At 63.7% G+C, this 18,350-nt stretch carries 18 protein-coding genes; 9 read left to right on the top strand and 9 right to left on the bottom strand.

Annotation, left to right across the window (positions count from 1 at the left end; genetic code table 11):
- The 4 genes from EOA85_RS07530 to EOA85_RS07515 form a co-directional block, all read right to left on the bottom strand.
- On the bottom strand, positions 1–655 hold a 655-nt coding region (locus EOA85_RS07530), incomplete at its 3' end, for an isoprenylcysteine carboxylmethyltransferase family protein (protein ID WP_164759534.1).
- Positions 656–799: 144 nt separating this feature from the next.
- Positions 800–1,444 carry an isoprenylcysteine carboxylmethyltransferase family protein gene (locus tag EOA85_RS07525; protein WP_065011509.1) on the bottom strand — a complete coding sequence of 215 codons (645 nt, stop codon included), beginning with the start codon at positions 1,442–1,444 and terminating at the stop codon, positions 800–802.
- 127 nt (positions 1,445–1,571) lie between these two features.
- Complete coding sequence (infC, locus tag EOA85_RS07520) at positions 1,572–2,108, bottom strand: translation initiation factor IF-3 (RefSeq protein ID WP_077374810.1); 537 nt, start codon at positions 2,106–2,108, stop codon at positions 1,572–1,574.
- Positions 2,050–2,295, bottom strand: a complete 246-nt coding sequence (locus EOA85_RS07515) for a hypothetical protein (protein ID WP_127208927.1) — start codon at positions 2,293–2,295, stop codon at positions 2,050–2,052. The genes infC and EOA85_RS07515 overlap by 59 nt, the downstream gene beginning before the upstream one ends.
- A gap of 23 nt (positions 2,296–2,318) precedes the next feature.
- On the opposite strand from EOA85_RS07515, the gene EOA85_RS07510 reads away from it, so the two are divergent.
- The 4 genes from EOA85_RS07510 (at position 2,319) to EOA85_RS07495 (ending at position 5,702) form a co-directional block, all read left to right on the top strand.
- Positions 2,319–3,095: an alpha/beta hydrolase gene (locus EOA85_RS07510; RefSeq protein ID WP_127208926.1), complete on the top strand. Its 777-nt coding sequence runs from the start codon at positions 2,319–2,321 to the stop codon at positions 3,093–3,095.
- A gap of 4 nt (positions 3,096–3,099) precedes the next feature.
- Positions 3,100–4,242, top strand: coding sequence for a benzoate/H(+) symporter BenE family transporter (locus EOA85_RS07505; RefSeq protein ID WP_127208925.1), 1,143 nt, complete (start codon positions 3,100–3,102; stop codon positions 4,240–4,242).
- 116 nt (positions 4,243–4,358) lie between these two features.
- Positions 4,359–4,844, top strand: coding sequence for a DUF2852 domain-containing protein (locus tag EOA85_RS07500; protein WP_029347463.1), 486 nt, complete (start codon positions 4,359–4,361; stop codon positions 4,842–4,844).
- A gap of 99 nt (positions 4,845–4,943) precedes the next feature.
- Positions 4,944–5,702 carry a M48 family metallopeptidase gene (locus EOA85_RS07495; RefSeq protein ID WP_029347461.1) on the top strand — a complete coding sequence of 253 codons (759 nt, stop codon included), beginning with the start codon at positions 4,944–4,946 and terminating at the stop codon, positions 5,700–5,702.
- Between the two features lie 9 nt (positions 5,703–5,711).
- On the opposite strand, the gene EOA85_RS07490 is transcribed toward EOA85_RS07495, so the two are convergent.
- Positions 5,712–5,930, bottom strand: coding sequence for a hypothetical protein (locus tag EOA85_RS07490; protein ID WP_065011512.1), 219 nt, complete (start codon positions 5,928–5,930; stop codon positions 5,712–5,714).
- 141 nt (positions 5,931–6,071) lie between these two features.
- Between EOA85_RS07490 and EOA85_RS07485 the strand changes: the two genes are divergently transcribed.
- The 5 genes from EOA85_RS07485 (at position 6,072) to EOA85_RS07465 (ending at position 11,327) form a co-directional block, all read left to right on the top strand.
- Positions 6,072–6,731 (top strand): phosphoribosylanthranilate isomerase, encoded by a 660-nt coding sequence (locus EOA85_RS07485; protein WP_127208924.1) that lies wholly within the window; start codon positions 6,072–6,074, stop codon positions 6,729–6,731.
- A 33-nt stretch (positions 6,732–6,764) separates the two neighbouring features.
- The gene (gene trpB, locus EOA85_RS07480; RefSeq protein WP_065011514.1) at positions 6,765–8,015 is read left to right on the top strand and encodes a tryptophan synthase subunit beta; all 1,251 of its coding nucleotides are present in this window, start codon (positions 6,765–6,767) and stop codon (positions 8,013–8,015) included.
- A gap of 2 nt (positions 8,016–8,017) precedes the next feature.
- Positions 8,018–8,857 carry a tryptophan synthase subunit alpha gene (gene trpA / locus EOA85_RS07475; protein ID WP_127208923.1) on the top strand — a complete coding sequence of 280 codons (840 nt, stop codon included), beginning with the start codon at positions 8,018–8,020 and terminating at the stop codon, positions 8,855–8,857.
- A 94-nt stretch (positions 8,858–8,951) separates the two neighbouring features.
- Positions 8,952–9,878: an acetyl-CoA carboxylase, carboxyltransferase subunit beta gene (gene accD, locus EOA85_RS07470; RefSeq protein ID WP_127208922.1), complete on the top strand. Its 927-nt coding sequence runs from the start codon at positions 8,952–8,954 to the stop codon at positions 9,876–9,878.
- Positions 9,879–10,001: 123 nt separating this feature from the next.
- Complete coding sequence (locus tag EOA85_RS07465) at positions 10,002–11,327, top strand: folylpolyglutamate synthase/dihydrofolate synthase family protein (protein WP_127208921.1); 1,326 nt, start codon at positions 10,002–10,004, stop codon at positions 11,325–11,327.
- 408 nt (positions 11,328–11,735) lie between these two features.
- Here EOA85_RS07465 and EOA85_RS07455 read toward each other — a convergent pair whose 3' ends face one another.
- The 4 genes from EOA85_RS07455 to addB form a co-directional block, all read right to left on the bottom strand.
- Complete coding sequence (locus tag EOA85_RS07455) at positions 11,736–12,017, bottom strand: cupin domain-containing protein (RefSeq protein WP_127208920.1); 282 nt, start codon at positions 12,015–12,017, stop codon at positions 11,736–11,738.
- Positions 12,018–12,244: 227 nt separating this feature from the next.
- Positions 12,245–12,568, bottom strand: coding sequence for a thioredoxin (gene trxA / locus EOA85_RS07450; protein WP_027152031.1), 324 nt, complete (start codon positions 12,566–12,568; stop codon positions 12,245–12,247).
- A 74-nt stretch (positions 12,569–12,642) separates the two neighbouring features.
- Positions 12,643–16,155, bottom strand: coding sequence for a double-strand break repair helicase AddA (gene addA, locus EOA85_RS07445; RefSeq protein WP_127208919.1), 3,513 nt, complete (start codon positions 16,153–16,155; stop codon positions 12,643–12,645).
- The coding region (gene addB / locus EOA85_RS07440) for a double-strand break repair protein AddB (RefSeq protein ID WP_127208918.1) at positions 16,152–18,350 on the bottom strand (2,199 nt) is incomplete at its 5' end. The genes addB and addA, both read right to left, overlap by 4 nt.

The following is an 18,350-nucleotide window of genomic DNA, read 5'->3' as shown; positions in this document are numbered from 1 at the left end:
ATGGGAAACGAAACAGCACCGGCAGTATGCCCGATTGCTGGGCGCCGTCGATCGATTCGAAAAACGGCAGGGCAACGAGGAATACCAGTCCGTCGAGCAGCGTCGTCCGCAGCAGGCGCGGCTTGAAGCTGCCGGTGTCGCCTTCCTGATACAGCGAAAGCTTCGGAAAGAAGCGCGGCACCCGCGCCATATACGCCTGGAATGGAGTACCGAAGGCCTCCTTCAGGAACTTCTCTTCGCGCAGGATGACGACATGAAAGGCGGCGGCGCAAATCACCGCGAAGCCGATCGCCGCAGTGATCGAGCCCATCTGCGCGCCGACGCCGGCGGCAGCTATAGAGGAGAAGACATAGAGCGGATTGCGGGTGATCGAATAGGGTCCGCCGGTAACCACCTCGGAGGATTTGCGTCCGCCGATATAGAGCGTTGACCACAAGCGCCCGACAATGCCCAGAAAGATCAGCAGGACGCCGACCATTTCGATCGTTTCGTGCGGCACGCTTTCGGGAGGAAAAGCAGACTGGCCAAACAGCAGCGCTGCGAACATGAGGACCACGAGGGCGGCAAGCACCATCCTTCGTGCGTGCTGATACCTGCCCAGCGCACGCTTGGCCTGCGCTTGTTCGGCCCGCGCCGATTGAACTTCATTAAGCATGTCGGGAATCCGATCGTCGAGGAACTTCGCCAGCGATCGCAGCGCCTGGCCAAGAAAACAGGCGCCCCCGCCGATCGCGGGACGCCTTTGCAGGATGATTCAGGCGTATTTAATGCATGTCGCCTCTTTTGCCATCATCCGCAACTAATACAGCCAGAAGAGGACGGGAATTACACCGCTTTCCTGTCCGGACTCGATGAGTTCGAAAAACGGTATGGAAGCCAGCAACATCAAGCCGTCGCGCAGCGTGTGATTGAAGATGCGCGGTGTGAAGGTGACCTCGGCCTGATCGCGAAAAAGCAGCGGATTGGGAAAAAACCGCGGCACCCGTGCGATGTAGTCCTTGTACGGCGCCCCGAGCACGGTCGTCAAATGCCGTTCCTCGCGCAGCGTGACGATGTAGAACGCGGCCGCGCACAAAACCGCCGACACCACCGAGACGATCACGCTGCCGGTCTGGGCGCCGATGCCGGCGGCCGCTACGGTGGAGAAAAAATACAGCGGGTTGCGCATCACCGAATATGGCCCGGTGGCAACCACTTCGGCCGACTTGCGGCCGCCGATATAGAGGATCGACCAGAGCCGGCCGCCGATCCCGATCAGTATCAGGGCGATCCCGTACTGCCCCTCTATGCGTTCGTGGCCTAGTTCATCGTGCGTGGAGCCGCCGAAGATCAGCAAAGCGCAAAAAGCACCGATCAGCAGCGCCAGCAGGACGCGCCGGCGCCGCTGATAGCGGCCCATTTCGTCAAACGACTGTTCAATCGGAGAACGTGCCGCAGCGGCCATGAGACAATCCTTTCGCCGCGAGGACCGGCAACCCGAATCCTTGTCGATGCAACTTGCGGAGAAATCATGGCGAAGACAAAACAAAACAAAAGGCCGCCGAAGCGGCCTTTGCTTTCGACGGGATCGCTTAGCGGGGCGCTAGCACCATCATCATCTGGCGGCCTTCGAGTTTCGGTTCGGCTTCGACCTTGGCGATGGGCGCCACTTCCTCACGAACTTTATTCAGAAGCTGCATGCCGAGTTCCATATGCGCCATCTCGCGGCCGCGAAAGCGCAATGTCAGTTTGACCTTGTCACCTTCTTCGAAAAACCGCCGGACCGCTTTCATCTTGGTCTCGTAGTCATGGCTGTCGATGTTCGGGCGCATCTTGATCTCCTTGATCTCGATGACCTTCTGGTTCTTGCGCGCCTCGGCCGCCTTCTTCTGGTTGGCGTATTTCAATTTGCCGAGATCGAGAATTTTTACGACGGGCGGCACTGCGTTGGGCGATATCTCGACCAGATCGAGCCCAGCCTCTTCGGCGAGCAGCAATGCGTCATTGATGGAGACATCGCCATGGTTGTGGCCTTCGGCGTCGATAAGTTGGACCCGGGGAACCCGGATGTCACGGTTGGAGCGCGGGCCCTCCTTGGTGGGCGCCGTTGCTTTGAAAGGTCTGCGAATGGTCGTGGTCTCCTTGAGCCGTTTCGTTCAGGATTTTCAATTCAGATTGCGAACGCGCCAATGTGGTGAGCGCGCGGCCGGAGTCAATAGCACAGCGTTCACAGGAAATCACCTGTTGCCTGACTTCTGCCTGCACCAAACGAAGAAACTTGCCGAGCACTTTTCGTTGAACCGCCAGCTGTGTCAAAAGACTTGCGTGAGGAGTTCGCCGTGACCGCACCGGTTTTTCTCGATGTCGACGGAACCAGCATCGCTGTCAGGCGCGCTGGGGGTGCCGCGCCAGGCATTGTCTGGCTCGGCGGCTACAAGTCGGACATGCTGGGCACCAAAGCCGAGAAGCTGGCGGAATGGGCGAGCGGGCAAGGCCGGGCATTCCTGCGCCACGACTATTCCGGTCATGGCGAATCGGGCGGCGCCTTTGCCGACGGCACCGTCTCGAAATGGCTTTCGCAAAGCCTCGCTGTCTTCCGCCATTTCACGCAAGGCAGGCAAATCCTGGTCGGCTCGTCGATGGGCGCATGGATCGCGCTGCGCATGATCCAGGAATTGCGCCAAGAATTGCACAAGGAACGCCAGAACCGCATCGCCGGCCTGGTGCTGCTGGCGCCGGCGCCGGATTTCACCGCAGAGCTGGTCGAGCCGGCGCTGACGAAAGCGCAGAAGCGCGATCTTGCCAAGAAGGGCTTTTTCGCGGGGCCGTCGGACTATTCGGCCGAGCCTTACATCTACACCCGAGCGCTGATCGAGGACGGCCGCAACAACCTGACAATGAACGGGCCGATCGACACCCATTGCCCCGTCCACATATTGCAAGGGCTGGCCGATGCCGACGTGCCGCCGAGCCATGCGCTGAAACTGGTCGGCCTGCTGCCGGCCGACGACGTCACGCTGTCGCTGATCCCCGACGGCGACCACCGCCTGTCGCGGCCTCAGGATCTTGACATGCTGGTGCGGGCGGTCGACGCCATGGTGCGGCAGGCAGGCTAGGGACATGCGCATTTCCATTCCGGTATCCGCCTTCGTCGCGGCGATTGTCGGCTTCGGCGGCACGCTGGCCATCGTCATCGCCGCCGCCAAGGCGGTCGGCGCGACGCAGGTCGAAACCGCGAGCTGGGTGACGGCGATCTGCCTCGCCATGGCGGTCGAGAGCCTGTGGCTGTCATGGCGCACCAGGATGCCGGTCATCGCCGCATGGTCGACGCCGGGGGTGGCGCTGATCGCGGCATCGAGCGGCTTTTCGATCGGCGAAGCCGTCGGCGCCTTCATCGTCACCGGGATTTTGCTGATTGCCACCGGCCTGTTCAGGCCTCTGACCAAGCTGATCGCCAGGATACCGGCCTCGGTCGCGTCGGGGATGCTGGCCGGCATCGTCGTCACCTTCGCCATCAATGCGGTGAAGGCCATTCCCGTCGACCCGTGGCTGATCCTGCCGCTGATCGCCGCCTTCTTTGTCATCCGCCTGTTCAATCCGGCGCTCTCGGTGCTGGCGGTGCTGGTCGGCGGCGGCGCTGCCGCCTTCCTCACCGGCCGGGTCGGTGGCCTGCCGACCCCGGAACTTTCGACGTTGACGCTGATTGCGCCGCAGTTCACCGTCACGGCGATCATTGGCCTGGCGCTGCCGCTTTATCTCGTCACCATGGCCTCGCAGAACCTGTCCGGCCTCGCCGTGCTGAGGGCCGCAGGCTATCACCCGGAACCTGGCCCGCTGATCGGCGTCACCGGCCTGCTTTCGCTGCTGTCGGCGCCGTTCGGGGCCTCGACCACCAATCTGGCGGCGATCTCGGCGGCGATCTGCACCAGCCCCGATGTGCATCCCGATCCGGGCGAGCGCTGGAAGACCGGCCCCTTCTACGCGCTTGCCTATCTCGTCTTCGCCATTTTCGGCGCCTCGCTGGTGGCGATCTTCGCCGTGCTGCCGCAGAGCCTGATCGTGCTGGTGGCCGGGCTGGCGCTGATGGCGCCGCTCACCAACGCGCTGTCCATTGCCTTGAAGGAGGAGAGCGAACGCATGGCCGCCACCGTCACCTTTGCCGTCACCGCCTCGGGGCTGACGCTTTTCGGCGTCGGCGCGGCATTCTGGGGGCTGATCGCCGGTTTGGTCGTGCTTTTCCTCGAAACCCTCAAAAAGCGATAATCATTTCAGCCGCTTGTCCGGTTTTGGCCGGCACTGTCTTGAATCGCCGTTTTTCCCATCCCATTTCGATTCCACGCAGCCGGGATTGGCTGTCTCCAACTGAAGGATTGGGAGAAATGAACACATCTGCATTGATCCGTCCGGCCTGGACGCCGGCGACCATCGCACTGATGGTGATCGGCTTCATGGTGTTCTGGCCGCTCGGCCTCGCCATGCTCGCCTACATCATCTGGGGCGACCGGCTTGACGGCTTCAAGCGCGACGTCAACCGCGCGACCGACGGCATCTTCGCCGGCTGCCGCCGCGGTTCCGACAGAGCGGCGCGCTGGGGCCACGGCTCCGCCCGCACCGGCAACGTCGCTTTCGACGACTGGCGCGAAAAAGAACTCGAGCGGCTCAATGAAGAGCGCCGCAAGCTCGACGAGATGCTGAGCGAGTTCGACGAATATGCCAGGGAATTGCGTCGCGCCAAGGACCAGGAAGAGTTCGATCGCTTCATGGCGAACCGCAACAAGCCGACATCTCCTACAACTGGTGGATCGACCGGCTCGACGGGGACTGGCAACGGTGGCAAATCCACGCCAGGGCTACTGGACGAGTAAGGCACTTGGCCTGATATAAATAATCAGAACGGCGTCGCGTCAGCGGCGCCGTTTCTTTTATGTCCTATTCGTTTTCCTCGAATCACGTATCGTCCCGCCATGTCATTCGGCTTCTTCCGCAACCTGACCAAACCCAGGCCCGCCCCCGTTGTGGAGCGGGAGCATTGTGTTGCCGGCCGCACGCTGCCGCTGAAGATCGTCGAGAGCGACCGGGCACGGCGCCTGACGCTGCGCATCGATTCCGGCGGCCGTGGTCTGCGCATCACCGTGCCGCCGGGCCTGCGCCGAGGCGAAGTGGAAAAATTTCTCGATCGCCATCAGGACTGGCTGGAGCAGCGGCTGGCCAAGGTGCCCAACCGGCCGCAGGTGCGGCCGGGCATCAAGATACCGGTGCGCGGCGTGCCGCATCGCATCGTTCATGAGCCTTCGAAACGCGGGACCGTCACGCTGTCGCGCGACGAACGCGGTCCGCTGATGATCGTGCATGGCGATCGTGTGCACCTGCCGCGCCGCATCGCCGATTTTCTCAAGCGCGAAGCCAAGCGCGAAATCGAGGCGCTGGTGGTCAAGCATACCGGGGCGGTCGGTAAGCGCGCCAAGGCAATCCGCTTCAAGGACACGTCGAGCCGCTGGGGATCGTGCACGTCGGACGGCAACCTGTCGTTCTCCTGGCGCATCATGATGGCGCCGCGACCGGTCATAAACTACCTCGTCGCGCATGAGGTGGCACATCTCAAGGAGATGAACCACGGCCCAAAATTCTGGAAATTGTGCGAGCAGCTCTGTCCCGACACCGAGCGCTGCAAGGATTGGCTCAAGCGCAATGGCGGCGCGCTGCAAGCGATCATGTTCGAGTAGATCGCCCGATCAGTCGTCGTTGGCAGCGTTGAGCTCTTCAGGACGCAAGCCCTCGTCGGTATGGCGCGGCCATGGCAAGAAATTCTTCTCGAAGGCATCGTTGCTGAAATAGTCGAGCGCGCGGTGTGCCTCGGCGCCGTTGAAGGCGGCCTTGTCCATCAGATGCGCGATGACCTCGCGGGCTTGCGCGAGCTTTTGCCTGAGTTGGGCGACGGTTTGGTCTGCCATGCTTGTTTGCTCCCGCCTGTGCTGTCTGAAGTAAGGTAGCGCGTTCCGCATTCTTATCTAGATAGGTAGCGCGTTCCGCGCTGGCGGCAAACAGGATGCTTTTTCTCGACTCTTTTGCCGTTTCGTGCCAATCCCCGCGTCATGGCGCTCGACATCAAGATATGCGGATTGAAGACCGACAAGGCGTTGGCCGCGGCATTGGCCGGCGGCGCCAGCCATGTCGGCTTTATTTTCTTTGCCAAAAGCCCGCGCTATGTCGAGCCGGCGGAAGCCGGCCGCTTGCGCGAAGCGGCAGTCGGCATGGCCAAGGCGGTTGCCGTGACGGTCGACGCCGGCGATGCGTTTCTGGATGAAATCGTCGAAAAAATGCGCCCGGACATGCTGCAGCTGCATGGCTCGGAAACGCCGGAGCGGGTGGCCGAGATCAAGGCCCGCTATGGCCTGCCGGTGATGAAGGCGCTGCCGGTCAGCGAGACTGCCGACCTGGAGCGGATAAGACCCCTCGTCGGCATTGCCGACCGTTTCCTGTTCGACGCCAAACCGCCGAAGTGTTCGGAACTGCCGGGCGGCAACGGCATTGCCTTCGACTGGCGCGTTCTGGCCGACCTTGACGCAGGCGTCGATTACATGCTTTCCGGTGGACTCAACGCCGCCAATATCGGTGATGCCCTTCGGCTTGCCAACCCGCCCGGACTAGACATTTCCTCGGGCGTGGAAAGCGCACCGGGCGTCAAGGATCCGGCGCTGATCGAACAGTTTTTCCGGGCCGTCAGGGCAGCGCGCGACAACCGCGCCGCCTGACCGTGCTTCAAACCACAAGCTAGGAGATCGGCGATGAACAGGCCGGCGACACCCAATTCCTTCCGCACCGGACCCGACGAGCAAGGCATGTTCGGGATCTTCGGCGGTCGTTTCGTTGCCGAAACGTTGATGCCGCTGATCCTCGACCTGGAGCGGCACTGGAACGAGGTTAAGGACGACCCGGATTTCAAGGCCGAGCTGACGGACCTTTCGACCCACTATGCCGGGCGGCCCTCGAAGCTTTATTTCGCCGAAGGCCTGACCAGGCATCTTCGCGAGGTTTCCTCGGCGAAGGGCCTGGGCGGCGGCGCGAAGGTCTACTTCAAGCGCGAGGATTTGAACCACACCGGCTCGCACAAGATCAACAACTGCCTCGGCCAGATACTGCTGGCCAAGCGCATGGGCAAGAAGCGTATCATCGCCGAGACCGGCGCCGGCCAGCATGGCGTGGCGTCGGCCACCGTTGCGGCGCGTTTCGGCTTTCCGTGTGTCGTCTACATGGGCGCTACCGACGTCGCCCGGCAAAGCCCGAACGTCTTCCGCATGAAGCTGCTCGGTGCCGAGGTGCGGCCGGTGACCGCCGGCCACGGCACGCTCAAGGACGCCATGAACGAAGCTCTCCGGGATTGGGTGACCAATGTCGAGGACACCTATTACCTGATCGGCACCGCCGCCGGCCCGCACCCCTATCCGGAGCTGGTGCGCGACTTCCAGTCGGTGATCGGCACCGAGGCGCGCGCCCAGATCCTGGAGCAGGAAGGCCGGCTGCCGGACACGATCATCGCCGCCGTCGGCGGCGGCTCGAACGCCATCGGCTTGTTCCATCCCTTCCTCGACGACAAAGAGGTTCGCATCATCGGCATCGAGGCGGGCGGCCGCGGCCTCGATGGCATCGAGCATTGCGCCTCGATGAGCGCCGGCGCGCCCGGCGTGCTGCACGGCAACCGCACCTACCTCCTGCAGAACGCGGACGGGCAGATCATGGACGGGCATTCGATCTCGGCCGGCCTCGACTATCCGGGCGTCGGACCAGAGCATTCCTGGCTGCGCGACAGTGGCCGCGTCGACTATGTGCCGATCCTCGATGACGAGGCGCTGGAGGCGTTCCAGCTGACGACACGCGTCGAAGGCATCATCCCGGCGCTCGAATCCGCCCATGCCATCGCGCATGCGGTGAAGATCGTACCCGCCATGGACAAGGACCAGATCGTCATCGTCAATTTGTCCGGCCGCGGCGACAAGGACGTGCATACGGTGGCCAATATGCTGGGCATGGAGATCTGATCATGACCACCCGCATCGACCGCCGCATGGCCAAGCTGAAGGCCGAGGGCCGCCCGGCGCTCGTCACCTATTTCATGAGCGGCGACCCGGACTACGACACCGCCCTGTCGATCATGAAGGCACTGCCCAAGGCAGGCGCCGACATCATCGAAATGGGCATGCCGTTTTCCGATCCGATGGCCGACGGCCCGGCGATCCAGGCCGCCGGCCTGCGCGCGCTGAAAGGCGGCCAGACCCTGGTCAAGACGTTGAAGATGGCGTCGGAATTCCGTGCCGCCGACAATGAAACGCCGATCGTATTGATGGGCTACTACAATCCGATCTACATCCACGGCGTCGACCGCTTTCTCAGGGATGCGCTGGCCAGCGGCATAGACGGGCTGATCGTCGTCGACCTGCCGCCGGAGATGGACGAGGAATTGTGCATTCCGGCGCTCAAGGCCGGCATCAATTTCATCCGGCTGGCGACGCCGACCACCGACGACAAGCGCCTGCCCAAGGTGCTGCAGAACACCTCCGGCTTCGTCTATTACGTGTCGATGACCGGCATCACCGGCTCGGCACTTGCCGACACCGGCAAGGTGGCGGCGGCGGTCACGCGCATCAAGGGGCATACCGACCTGCCGGTCTGCGTCGGCTTCGGCGTAAAGACCGCCGAGCAGGCACGCATCATCGGGGCGTCGGCCGACGGCGTCGTCGTCGGCACCGCGATCGTCAATGCGGTCGCCAATGTTCTGGGGCCGAAGGGCGAAAAGACCGCCGATCCGGCCGAGGCGGTCGCCACGCTGGTCAGCGGGCTTTCGCAAGGCGTGCGTACCGCTCGCCTTGCTGCCGCCGAATAGTCTTGATCTTCTGGTTGACCATGATCTCCACCGAAAACCGGTTTCCCCTTTTCGAGACCATGGTCTAACTCTTGTCGGGACAGGAGCCGAAGCGATGAACTGGATCACCAACTACGTTCGCCCGAAGATCAATTCGATGCTCGGCCGGCGCACCGACATGCCTGAGAACCTCTGGATCAAGGATCCGGAGACCGGCGAGATGGTCTTCCACAAGGACTTGGAACAGAACCAGTTCGTCATCCCGTCCTCCGGCCATCACATGAAGATCTCGGCCAAGGAGCGGCTGAGATTCTTCTTCGACGACGGCAAGTACGAGATGCTCGAAAACCCCAAGGTGGTGCAGGATCCGCTGAAATTCCGCGACGAGAAGCGCTACACCGACCGGCTGAAGGAGGCCAAGGCCAAGACCGGGCTGGAGGACGCCATCATCAATGCGCTGGGGACCGTCGAGGGCCTGCCGGTGGTGGTGACCGTGCAGGACTTCGCCTTCATGGGCGGCTCGCTCGGCATGGCAGCCGGCGATGCCATCGTTCGTGGCTTTGAGGTTGCTGTGCAACGCAAGCGGCCGCTGATCCTGTTCGCGGCCTCCGGCGGCGCCCGCATGCAGGAAGGCATCCTGTCGCTGATGCAATTGCCGAGAACCACGATCGGCGTCGATCGGCTGAAGGAAGCCGGTCTTCCCTATATTGTCGTCCTGACCAACCCGACCACCGGCGGCGTCACCGCCTCTTACGCCATGCTGGGCGACGTGCACATCGCCGAGCCCGGCGCGCTGATCGGTTTTGCCGGGCCGCGCGTCATCGAGCAGACCATCAGGGAAAAACTGCCCGACGGCTTCCAGCGCGCCGAGTATCTGATGGAGCACGGCATGGTCGACATGGTAGTGTCGCGGCTGGAGATGCGCCAGACGATCGCGCGGCTCCTGAAAATGCTGCTCAAGCTGCCGGAAGAAGAAATGCCGCTGGAACCGGAAATTCTGCCGCCGGTGGCGCTCCCGGCGGAAGCACGCCCGCAAGCCTGACGCGACATCCGTCGTCGCGAACCGCGATTGCGCGCCATCTGTGGCGCTGTAGCATCTTGATTCGCGCATGATCCTTTCCGAAAATCGATTTCGATTTTCGGGGTCATGCGCTAGGATTCTCCCATGACCACGCTTGCCGCCGACCGCGAAATCGAAAGCCTGATGTCGCTTCATCCGAAGGGCTTCGATCTTTCGCTCGACCGCATTTCGCGGCTGCTGGAGCGACTGGGCAATCCGCAGGACCATCTGCCGCCGGTCATCCACATCGCCGGCACCAACGGCAAGGGCTCCTGCGCCGCGTTTTCGCGGGCGCTGCTGGAAGCATCCGGCCACCGCGTCCATGTCCACACATCGCCGCATCTGGTGAACTGGCATGAGCGCTACCGGCTGGCCGCCGACGGCGGCGGCAGGCTGGTCGAGGATAAGGTCTTCGCCGACGCCATCGCCCGCGTCGCCAAAGCCAATGAAGGCCAGAAGATCACCGTCTTCGAAATCCTCACTGCCGTCACCTTCCTGCTGTTTTCCGAATATCCGGCAGATGTCGTCATCATCGAGGTCGGCCTTGGCGGCCGCTTCGATGCCACCAATGTCATCAGCGAGCCGGCGGTGTCGGTGATCATGCCGGTCTCGCTCGACCACGAATCCTTTCTCGGCGACCGTGTCGAACTGATCGCCGCCGAAAAAGCCGGCATCATCAAGGGCGGTTGCCCGGTGGTCATCGGCGCGCAGGAAAGCGAAACGGCGCTGCAGGTGCTTATCGAAACCGCCGAGCGGCTCGACTGTCCCGCCTTCGTCTATGGCCAGGATTTCCTCGCCTTCGAGGAAAACGGCCGGATGGTCTATCAGGACGAAGACGGGCTGATGGACCTGTCGCCGCCGCGGCTGCCAGGGCGCCACCAGTTCGCCAATGCTGCGGCGGCGATTGCGGCGGTCAAGGCGGCGGGCTTCGAGATCAGCCATCGCGTCGCCGACAAGGCGATGGCCAATGTCACCTGGCCGGGGCGGATGCAGAAATTGCCGCAAGGCAGGTTGACGGAACTGGCGCCGAAGGGCGCCGACATCTGGCTCGACGGCGGCCACAATCCGGGCGCCGGCGTGGTCGTCGCCGAAGCACTTGCCGAGCAGGAGGAAAAGAACCCGCGGCCGCTGTTCCTGATTTCCGGCATGATCAACACCAAAGACCAGAGCGGCTATTTCAGCGCCTTCAAGGGGCTGGTGCGGCATGTCTACACGGTGCCGGTGAGCCTCAGCGAGGCCAGCGTGCCGAATGACGAACTGGCGATCCGCGCCGTCGAGGCCGGCCTGTCGGCCGAACCGGTGAGCTCCGTCGCCAATGCGCTGATGCTGCTGCGCGACACATGGGACGGACCGCCGCCGCGCATCCTGATCAGCGGCTCGCTCTATCTGGCCGGCGCGGTGCTGGCCGAAAACGGCACACCGCCGACCTGATCTATCCTGCCGGACCTCCGGTACCAAGAGGCCAGAACAATTCCAGGAAAATTGTGTCGCGGTTTTCCGTCCGGAATTGCATAAAACAAATACTTAGAGCGGTTCGGTGGTTCTATCGAAAGCCAAACGCTCTCGAACGCGGGAGCGATTGCCAAGTCATTGCGCTTCTCACGACAGTCTGCCTTCGTCGTCGATCGGCGCGAGCCACGGAGGATCATCGCCCCATTTCCATAGAACGAGGTTGAGATCCGTCTCGACAGCGCCGGCCGCAAAGCTGCGAACAAGCATGGCTGGATAGCCCTTCGCGATCAATCGGGGCGTCAAAGCCTGCGTTCTTGATTCTGCGCTTGCCTGCATCTGATCCCGCCATGCGCTGTCGGCAAGATGTTGCGAGGGCCTGCTCCCGCGTTACTTCAGCTCGATCTCGATGAAGGCATACTCGCCCTCACTGGCATTGATGACGTCATGCTCCACGCCCTCCTTGCGGAAATAGGGCGCCCCCTTTTTCATTTCGGCGAAGGATTCGCCGTCCTTGGTCAGGAGCTTGAGCTTGCCGTCCATCAGCGGCACGATCACGTAATCATGGCCATGACGATGCCAGCCGGTGTTGTCGCCCGGCGCGAAGCGGTATTCGGTGACGATAACGCGCTCATTGTCGATGAAGACGGTGGCCTTGGCGGATCCGGTCATGTTGTTCTCCTGCTTTAAGCCAGACAAGAACACGGGGCCGCAAGTGGCGAGTGCCAGGGCGGACCAGCGCATGACCCAGAAAATCGGATTCGATTTCCGGGGTCATGCGCAAGATCGAGTGCTACAGCGTCCGTTGCGCGTCCAAGAGGGACGCGCGGCGCTGTGAATAACGCCAACAAAAAAGCCCGGCGCGAGGCCGGGCTTGATTGCAGAGATTCAGGGTCGGATCAGGCGAGATTGCCGTTGATCCAGTGCGACAGCGCCGTCTTCGGTGCGGCGCCGACCTTCATGTCGGCCATTTCGCCGCCCTTGAAAATCATCAGCGTCGGGATCGAGCGCACGCCGAACTGCGCCGCAAGCTCGGGATTCTCGTCAATGTTGAGCTTGGCGATCTTGACCTTGCTGCCGAGTTCAATGGCAATGTCTTCCAGCGCCGGCGCGATCATCTTGCAGGGGCCGCACCACTCCGCCCAGAAATCGACGACGACCGGCTCTTTGGCGTCAAGCACATCGGTCTGGAAATTGCTCTTGTCGACCTTGACGGTGGCCATGCGAAAATCCTTTCGTGAGTTATTGTCGCACCAAATGTGGTGGTGATCGCGCCCTTCTTCAAGCAGCTGTTGTGTCACGCTCCCGTGAGTCGGGCAAGAGCGTCGTCCATAACCGCCGGCGGCAGCTCGATCAATCGCGGCGCCTCAGTGAACAGCAGCGCCGCCGAGACCTCATGCTCGGGATAAAGCGGCTGGAGCAGCGCGCGATAGAGCGCGAGTTGCAGGACATAGGCCGATGGAACGTCCGCCAAGGTTGCAGGCGCCGGCCTATTGGTCTTGTAGTCGACGATCGACACCCTGCCTGGCGTGACCGCCAGCCGGTCGATCTTGCCGGAGATCGAGCGCAGCTTGCCCTTGACCTCGAGGCTGCCCATGACCGCGACTTCAGCGCGTGAATTGGGCGCAAACAGCTGATCGAAACGGCTGTCGGCAAGGATCGTCGCCACCGAGGCCAAGGCCTTGTCGCGCTCGGTTTCTGGCCACTGCGCGCCGGCGCGCTTGAGATAGCATTCCGCGGCATCGCGGCGTTCGGCCTCCGCAATGCCCGGCAGCATCTGCAGCAACTTGTGCAGCGCCAGCCCCCGCATCACGGCAAAGCCAGGCTCCACCTCGGTGTCCAGCATCGGCGAGCCGGTGTCGATCACCGCTTGCTTGGCCTCGTCGATCAGCGCCGAGGCGCCGGACGGCGACAGCGGCCGCGGCAGATCCTCGAAGGGCGGCAAAGGCTGGAACAGGCTCTTCGGCAACGGCTCGAACTGTGTCGTCTGCCGCGCCTCTTCGGCAGCCGCATGTCCGACCGGCGGCAATTTTGTCACGTGAAACCGATGCACGGTCTCGCCGGTGGCGGGGTGCTGCCGCTCAGCACTTTCGGGGGCGCCGACCAGCGCGCGGCTGACGATCGAATGCCAGGTGCCGGCGTTTGGTGCCCGCTTGCCGTGATAGCCGCAGACGATCAGCCGGTCCTCGGCCCGGGTCATGCCGACATAGAGCAGCCGGCGGTATTCGTCGTCTGCCAGCTCGCGAGCGCGGACCGAAGCGGCCCGCGAAAATCCATTGGCGATATCGCTGGCCGAGCGCCAGAGATAGCCCTTGCCGTCCCAATGGTCGCCCGAGCCTTCGAACGGCATCAGTCGCGGCAGATGCTGGTCGCTGAACGGGGCGGAACCGCCATCGACCAGGAACACGACAGGCGCCTCCAGGCCCTTGGCGGCATGCACGGTCATGACGCGAACCTCGTCGCGGGTCTGGTCCATTTCACGCTTGATCTCGGGGCCGGCATTTTCCAGCGTCGACAGGAAGGATTCCAGTCCCGGCAGGCCGGTCCGTTCCTCGGCTAGGCAGAAGCTCAGGAACTCGTCGAGAATGTCGCCGGCCTCCGGCCCGAGCCGCGCGATCATCTTCTTGCGCAGGCCGTCGCGGGCGAGAGCCCCGGCATAGAATTCGAACACCGGCTTGAATGCGGCTTCATCGGACCAAGTGTCGAGTTGGGCAGCGATTGCGGCCAAGGCAGCGCTTTCACCGGCATGGTGCCTGAGCGAGGCGATCAACGAGAGGCCGGACGGCCGCTCGCCGGCAAGCGCGAAAAGCGTCTCTTCCGAAACATCGAAAATCGGGCTGCGCAGCACGGCTGCAAGCGACAGATCGTCCTCAGGCTGGACGAGAAAGTGGCCGAGTGCGATCAGGTCCTTTACCGCAATATGGCCGGGCAGGCTGAGCCGGTCGGCGCCGGCGACAGGGATGTCGCGGCGCTTCAGTGCGCGCGTCAGCGCATGGACGAAGCGATCGCGCTTGCGCACCAGCACCAGCACGTCGCCTGGCCGAAGCTTCTTGCCGCGGCCTTCAATGATTTCGCTGGCGCCGATCCAGCCGGCAATGGTCGCCGCGACGTTTTCGGCAACACGCACCGCTGGCGCATGGGCGTGGTCGACGGCTTGCGTCCAGTCGTCGGGCTCGTCAACGACGTCGGCACCGATCGACGGCCAGACCTCGACATAGCCCGGCGCATCGGTGCGGATCGCCTTGTGGTTCAGCGGGTCGGGATCGTGGCTGATGCCGCGCCGCACGACCGGGTCGGCAAAGACACGGTCCACCGCCGCAAGCACGTCGTCGGTCGAGCGGAACGACCAGGTCAGCTTGAGATCGGCGAAGGCGGCGTTGGCGTCGCGCACCTTTCCGGCAAACAGCAGCCTTGAGTCGGCGAAGGAGTCGGGCGCCGCTCCTTGAAAGGAATAGATCGACTGTTTTTCGTCGCCGACGGCAAAGACCGTGCGGTGAACCGTGTCGCGCGCGCCGAGCCCTGCAAAGAATTCCTCTGCCAGCCGCTTCACCACCTCCCATTGGTCGGGACTGGTGTCCTGCGCCTCGTCGAGCAGGATATGGTCGATGCCTTGGTCGAGCTTGTATTGAACCCATGGACCGGCATCGGGCCGCGCCAGGAGATTGACCGTTCGGGTGATGAGGTCGTTGAAGTCGAGGAAGCCGCGCGCGCGCTTCAAATGCTCGTAGCGGGCGATCAGCCAGTCGGCGATGGTCAGCGCGGCACGTGTGCCCTCGACCATCCTGAACAAGGCCAGCCGGTCGGAGATTTCGAGGATGGCATCGGCCGCCGAGAGATAGCGCTCGGCAAGATCCGGCAATCGGTCGAGCAACGCCTTCTTGAACGTCTTTGCCGGCTCATAAGGCTCGCCATCCGCCCGCAGGAAGGCTTTTGCCAGCAATTGCAGCCGGCGAACCGGATCATCCTCCCCGAAGGCAAGATGGGCGTAGGGCAGCAAATTGTTCAGCACGATGCGGGCATCGGCGGCTTCGGCAGCGCGGGCAAAGGTGACGAAATAGTCCGGCAGGAAGCCCGGCAGCGGCCAGACGGATGCCGCCAAGCCTTTGGCGGTCAGGCCGGCGCGAAACCTAAACTCGTCGAACAGCGCCCGGAAGCTATCATCGCCGGCAGCGCTGATGAAGGCGCGCAAGCCGTCGCGCTTGCGCACAATCTCGGCCAGCAAGGCGTCGAGCCCATGTTCGCCGCCGCGTTCCAGAATGGTTGCGAAAGCCTCGGCCAGCCCCGCATCGCCGGCGGCAGTGCCCGAGATCATGTCGCGGCGGGCGGCGGCAAAGAGCGACGCCTCCATCTGCGGATCAAGCATTTCGAAATGGGCCGGTATGTTGGCCTCCAGCGGAAACTGGTGCAGCACCGATTCGCAGAAGGCGTGGATGGTCTGGATCTTCAGCCCGCCCGGCGTCTCGAGCGCCTCGGCGAACAGCCGGCGCGCGCGGCGCATGGTTTCGCGATCGGCCTGGCGACCGTCCAGAGCTTCAACCCTTGCCGCCAGTTCGACGTCGCCAAGTGCCGTCCATTCCGACAGCGTCGAAAACACCCGGTTCGACATATTGGCGGCTGCGGCGCGGGTGTAGGTCAGGCACAGGATCTTCGACGGATCGGTGCCGCGCAGCAAGAGCCGGATGACGCGCTGGGCCAGCACATGGGTCTTGCCGGATCCGGCATTGGCCGAAACCCAGGCGGAATTTTGCGGGTCGGAGGCGCTGGCCTGGCTGGCGGCGGTATCGGTCGGGATTGGATAGGCCTTCTTCATGCCTCCCCTCCCTCGTCGTCGGCGTCGCCGCCGGCACACCATTCGAGCACGCGGGCGAGATGATCGTAGTCGCCATCGGTCTCGCCCTCGCGGAACGGCAGCGCGCGCGACAGATAGCCTGTCGTCGGGTCGGCATAGTGGATCAGCAGTTTTTCGAGCCGTGCCCAGGCCTCCTCGGCGAGATCGGCGGCGGTTCGCGGCTTGCGGTTGTATTCGAGGATGGATTCCTCGAACACCTCGCCGTTCGGTTTCAGCCTGATGAAGGCTAGCTGCGACGGCTCGCGCGCACCGAGTCCCTTGAAGGCGCCGCGCCTGAGCAGCGCGCCTTCGAGCGCCAATTGCGGCGAAAGCAGCGTATGGGCCTGCGCCTTGGATGGCGAGGAGCCGGTCTTGTAGTCTAGGATGTCGGCCATGCCGCCGGCCAGGAGATCGACACGATCGGCGTAGCCGGACAGCGTCACGCCCGACTGGCCGACGCCGGTTTTCTCGGCGCGCTCTTCGGCATGTCGCATTGTCACGGCGAAGGCGCGGCCGCGTTCCCATTCGATGATGCCGGCGGCGAGCTTTTCGAAGCGCGGCCACCACACCGCCTCGACATCGGGAGGAAGGGCCGCCTCGGCAAAGCATGCGCGGCCGGCGGCGATAAGACCGGCCAGCGCCTCCGGCACAAGCGGGTCGGCCACTGTCCGCGAAAAGAGATGCAGGATGGCGTGAAACAGCGTGCCACGCTCGGCGGCGCCCGGGTCGCGGATGACCGGATCGAGCGGCATCAGGCCGAGGATCCTCCTGGCATAGATCGCGTAAGGGTCGCGCCGCAGCGTCTCGATCTCGGTGACCGAGAAATGTTGCGGCCGCACGGCCTGCGGCGGCTTCGGCTGCGGTCGCGGCGCGAAATCTCTCCTTTTGCCGGCATCGAGCGCACGGGCCCAGGACAGAAATTCATCACCACGCCGACGAAGCACCGCCGCGTGGTCCTTACCTATGAACGTCAGGAGGCGCTGCAGCCAGCGCGATGGCACCGCCGGCGCGTCGCCGGAGCGGGCGGAGCGCGCCAACACCACTTTCTTCGCTCCCATCGCCATCTGGAAGTCATGGGCAGCCAGGCCGATGCGCCGTTCGGGCGGTTCGAGATCGATGCCGGTCTTCATCAGTCGCGACATGAAGCGGTCGCCCTCCGGCTTGCGCGGCCATACGCCTTCGTTAAGCCCGCCGACGACCAGCGTGTCGACGCTCTGCAACCGGCCTTCCAGCGCACCCCAGATGGCGATGTTCCTGTCGGTCCCTTGAGCCGGCTTGACGGTTTCTGGCGCGATCAGCGCCTCCATCACGTCGGGCCATTCGTCCGCCGCGAAGGAGAGCGACGCCGAGGCGGCGATCAGCCCGCGCAAGAGCTCGGCGAGCTTTTCGCCGGCATCCCCGGCATAGAGCTCGCTTAGGCTGCCATCCGCGGTGCGGCCAAGACTTTCGAGCGCGACGACGCTGGCCCGGGTCAATTCGGCAAGATCAGCTTCGGCTTGACTGCGAAAGGCGGTTAGCGGCGCCAGAGCATCGGCAAGGCGAACGAGCAATTCGCGGGCGCGCTCGATGTTTCGCACAGTCAGGCGGGAAAACCAGAAGGGCGGCCGGGTGCTGCCCAGGCCGGTGAGGCGGGCCTCGAATAGCACCGGCAGCGAGGCGACGTCGGGGCGGCCGGTGCCGCCGCGCAGCGCCACCAGTTCGACGATCTCCGCCGCGTGACGGACGCTTGTGCGTTTCAGGCCGACGCCAAGCAGCGGGTGCCTGAGCAGGCCGGCGGCTGGCGTGTTGATGAGCGGGGTGCCGCCCGAATCGTTGGCGACGACACCAAACCGCAAAAGCTCGACTGAGACACGCCGCGCCAAAGCGCGGTCGCCGGTGACGAGTGCGGCGCGCTGCCCGGGCTGTTCGACGGCGCGTTTGAGCGAGACGGCGATAGCCACCGCTTCGTCGCGCTCGCCGGCGGCTTCGAGTAGCGTCACGTCGGCGAAGGCCTCGGTGATATCGCCGGCCGTAAAGCGGGCGCGCGTCTCGGCCCACAGCTCGGTGGTCTCGGCCGGCCGCAGCGCCTCGCCGACAAGTGCGGCGCGCAGCGCGAGCGGCCTTTCGGCAACGGTGATCTCCCCGACATCGCCGCGTAGCACGCCGATCTTGCCGATCAGTTTTGCCAGGCCGTATTG

This window comes from Mesorhizobium sp. M5C.F.Ca.IN.020.29.1.1 (assembly GCF_003997375.1).
Classification (GTDB): domain Bacteria; phylum Pseudomonadota; class Alphaproteobacteria; order Rhizobiales; family Rhizobiaceae; genus Mesorhizobium; species Mesorhizobium wenxiniae.
Note: the sequence above shows the minus strand (reverse complement) of the source record. Positions and strands in the feature narration are given on the sequence as shown.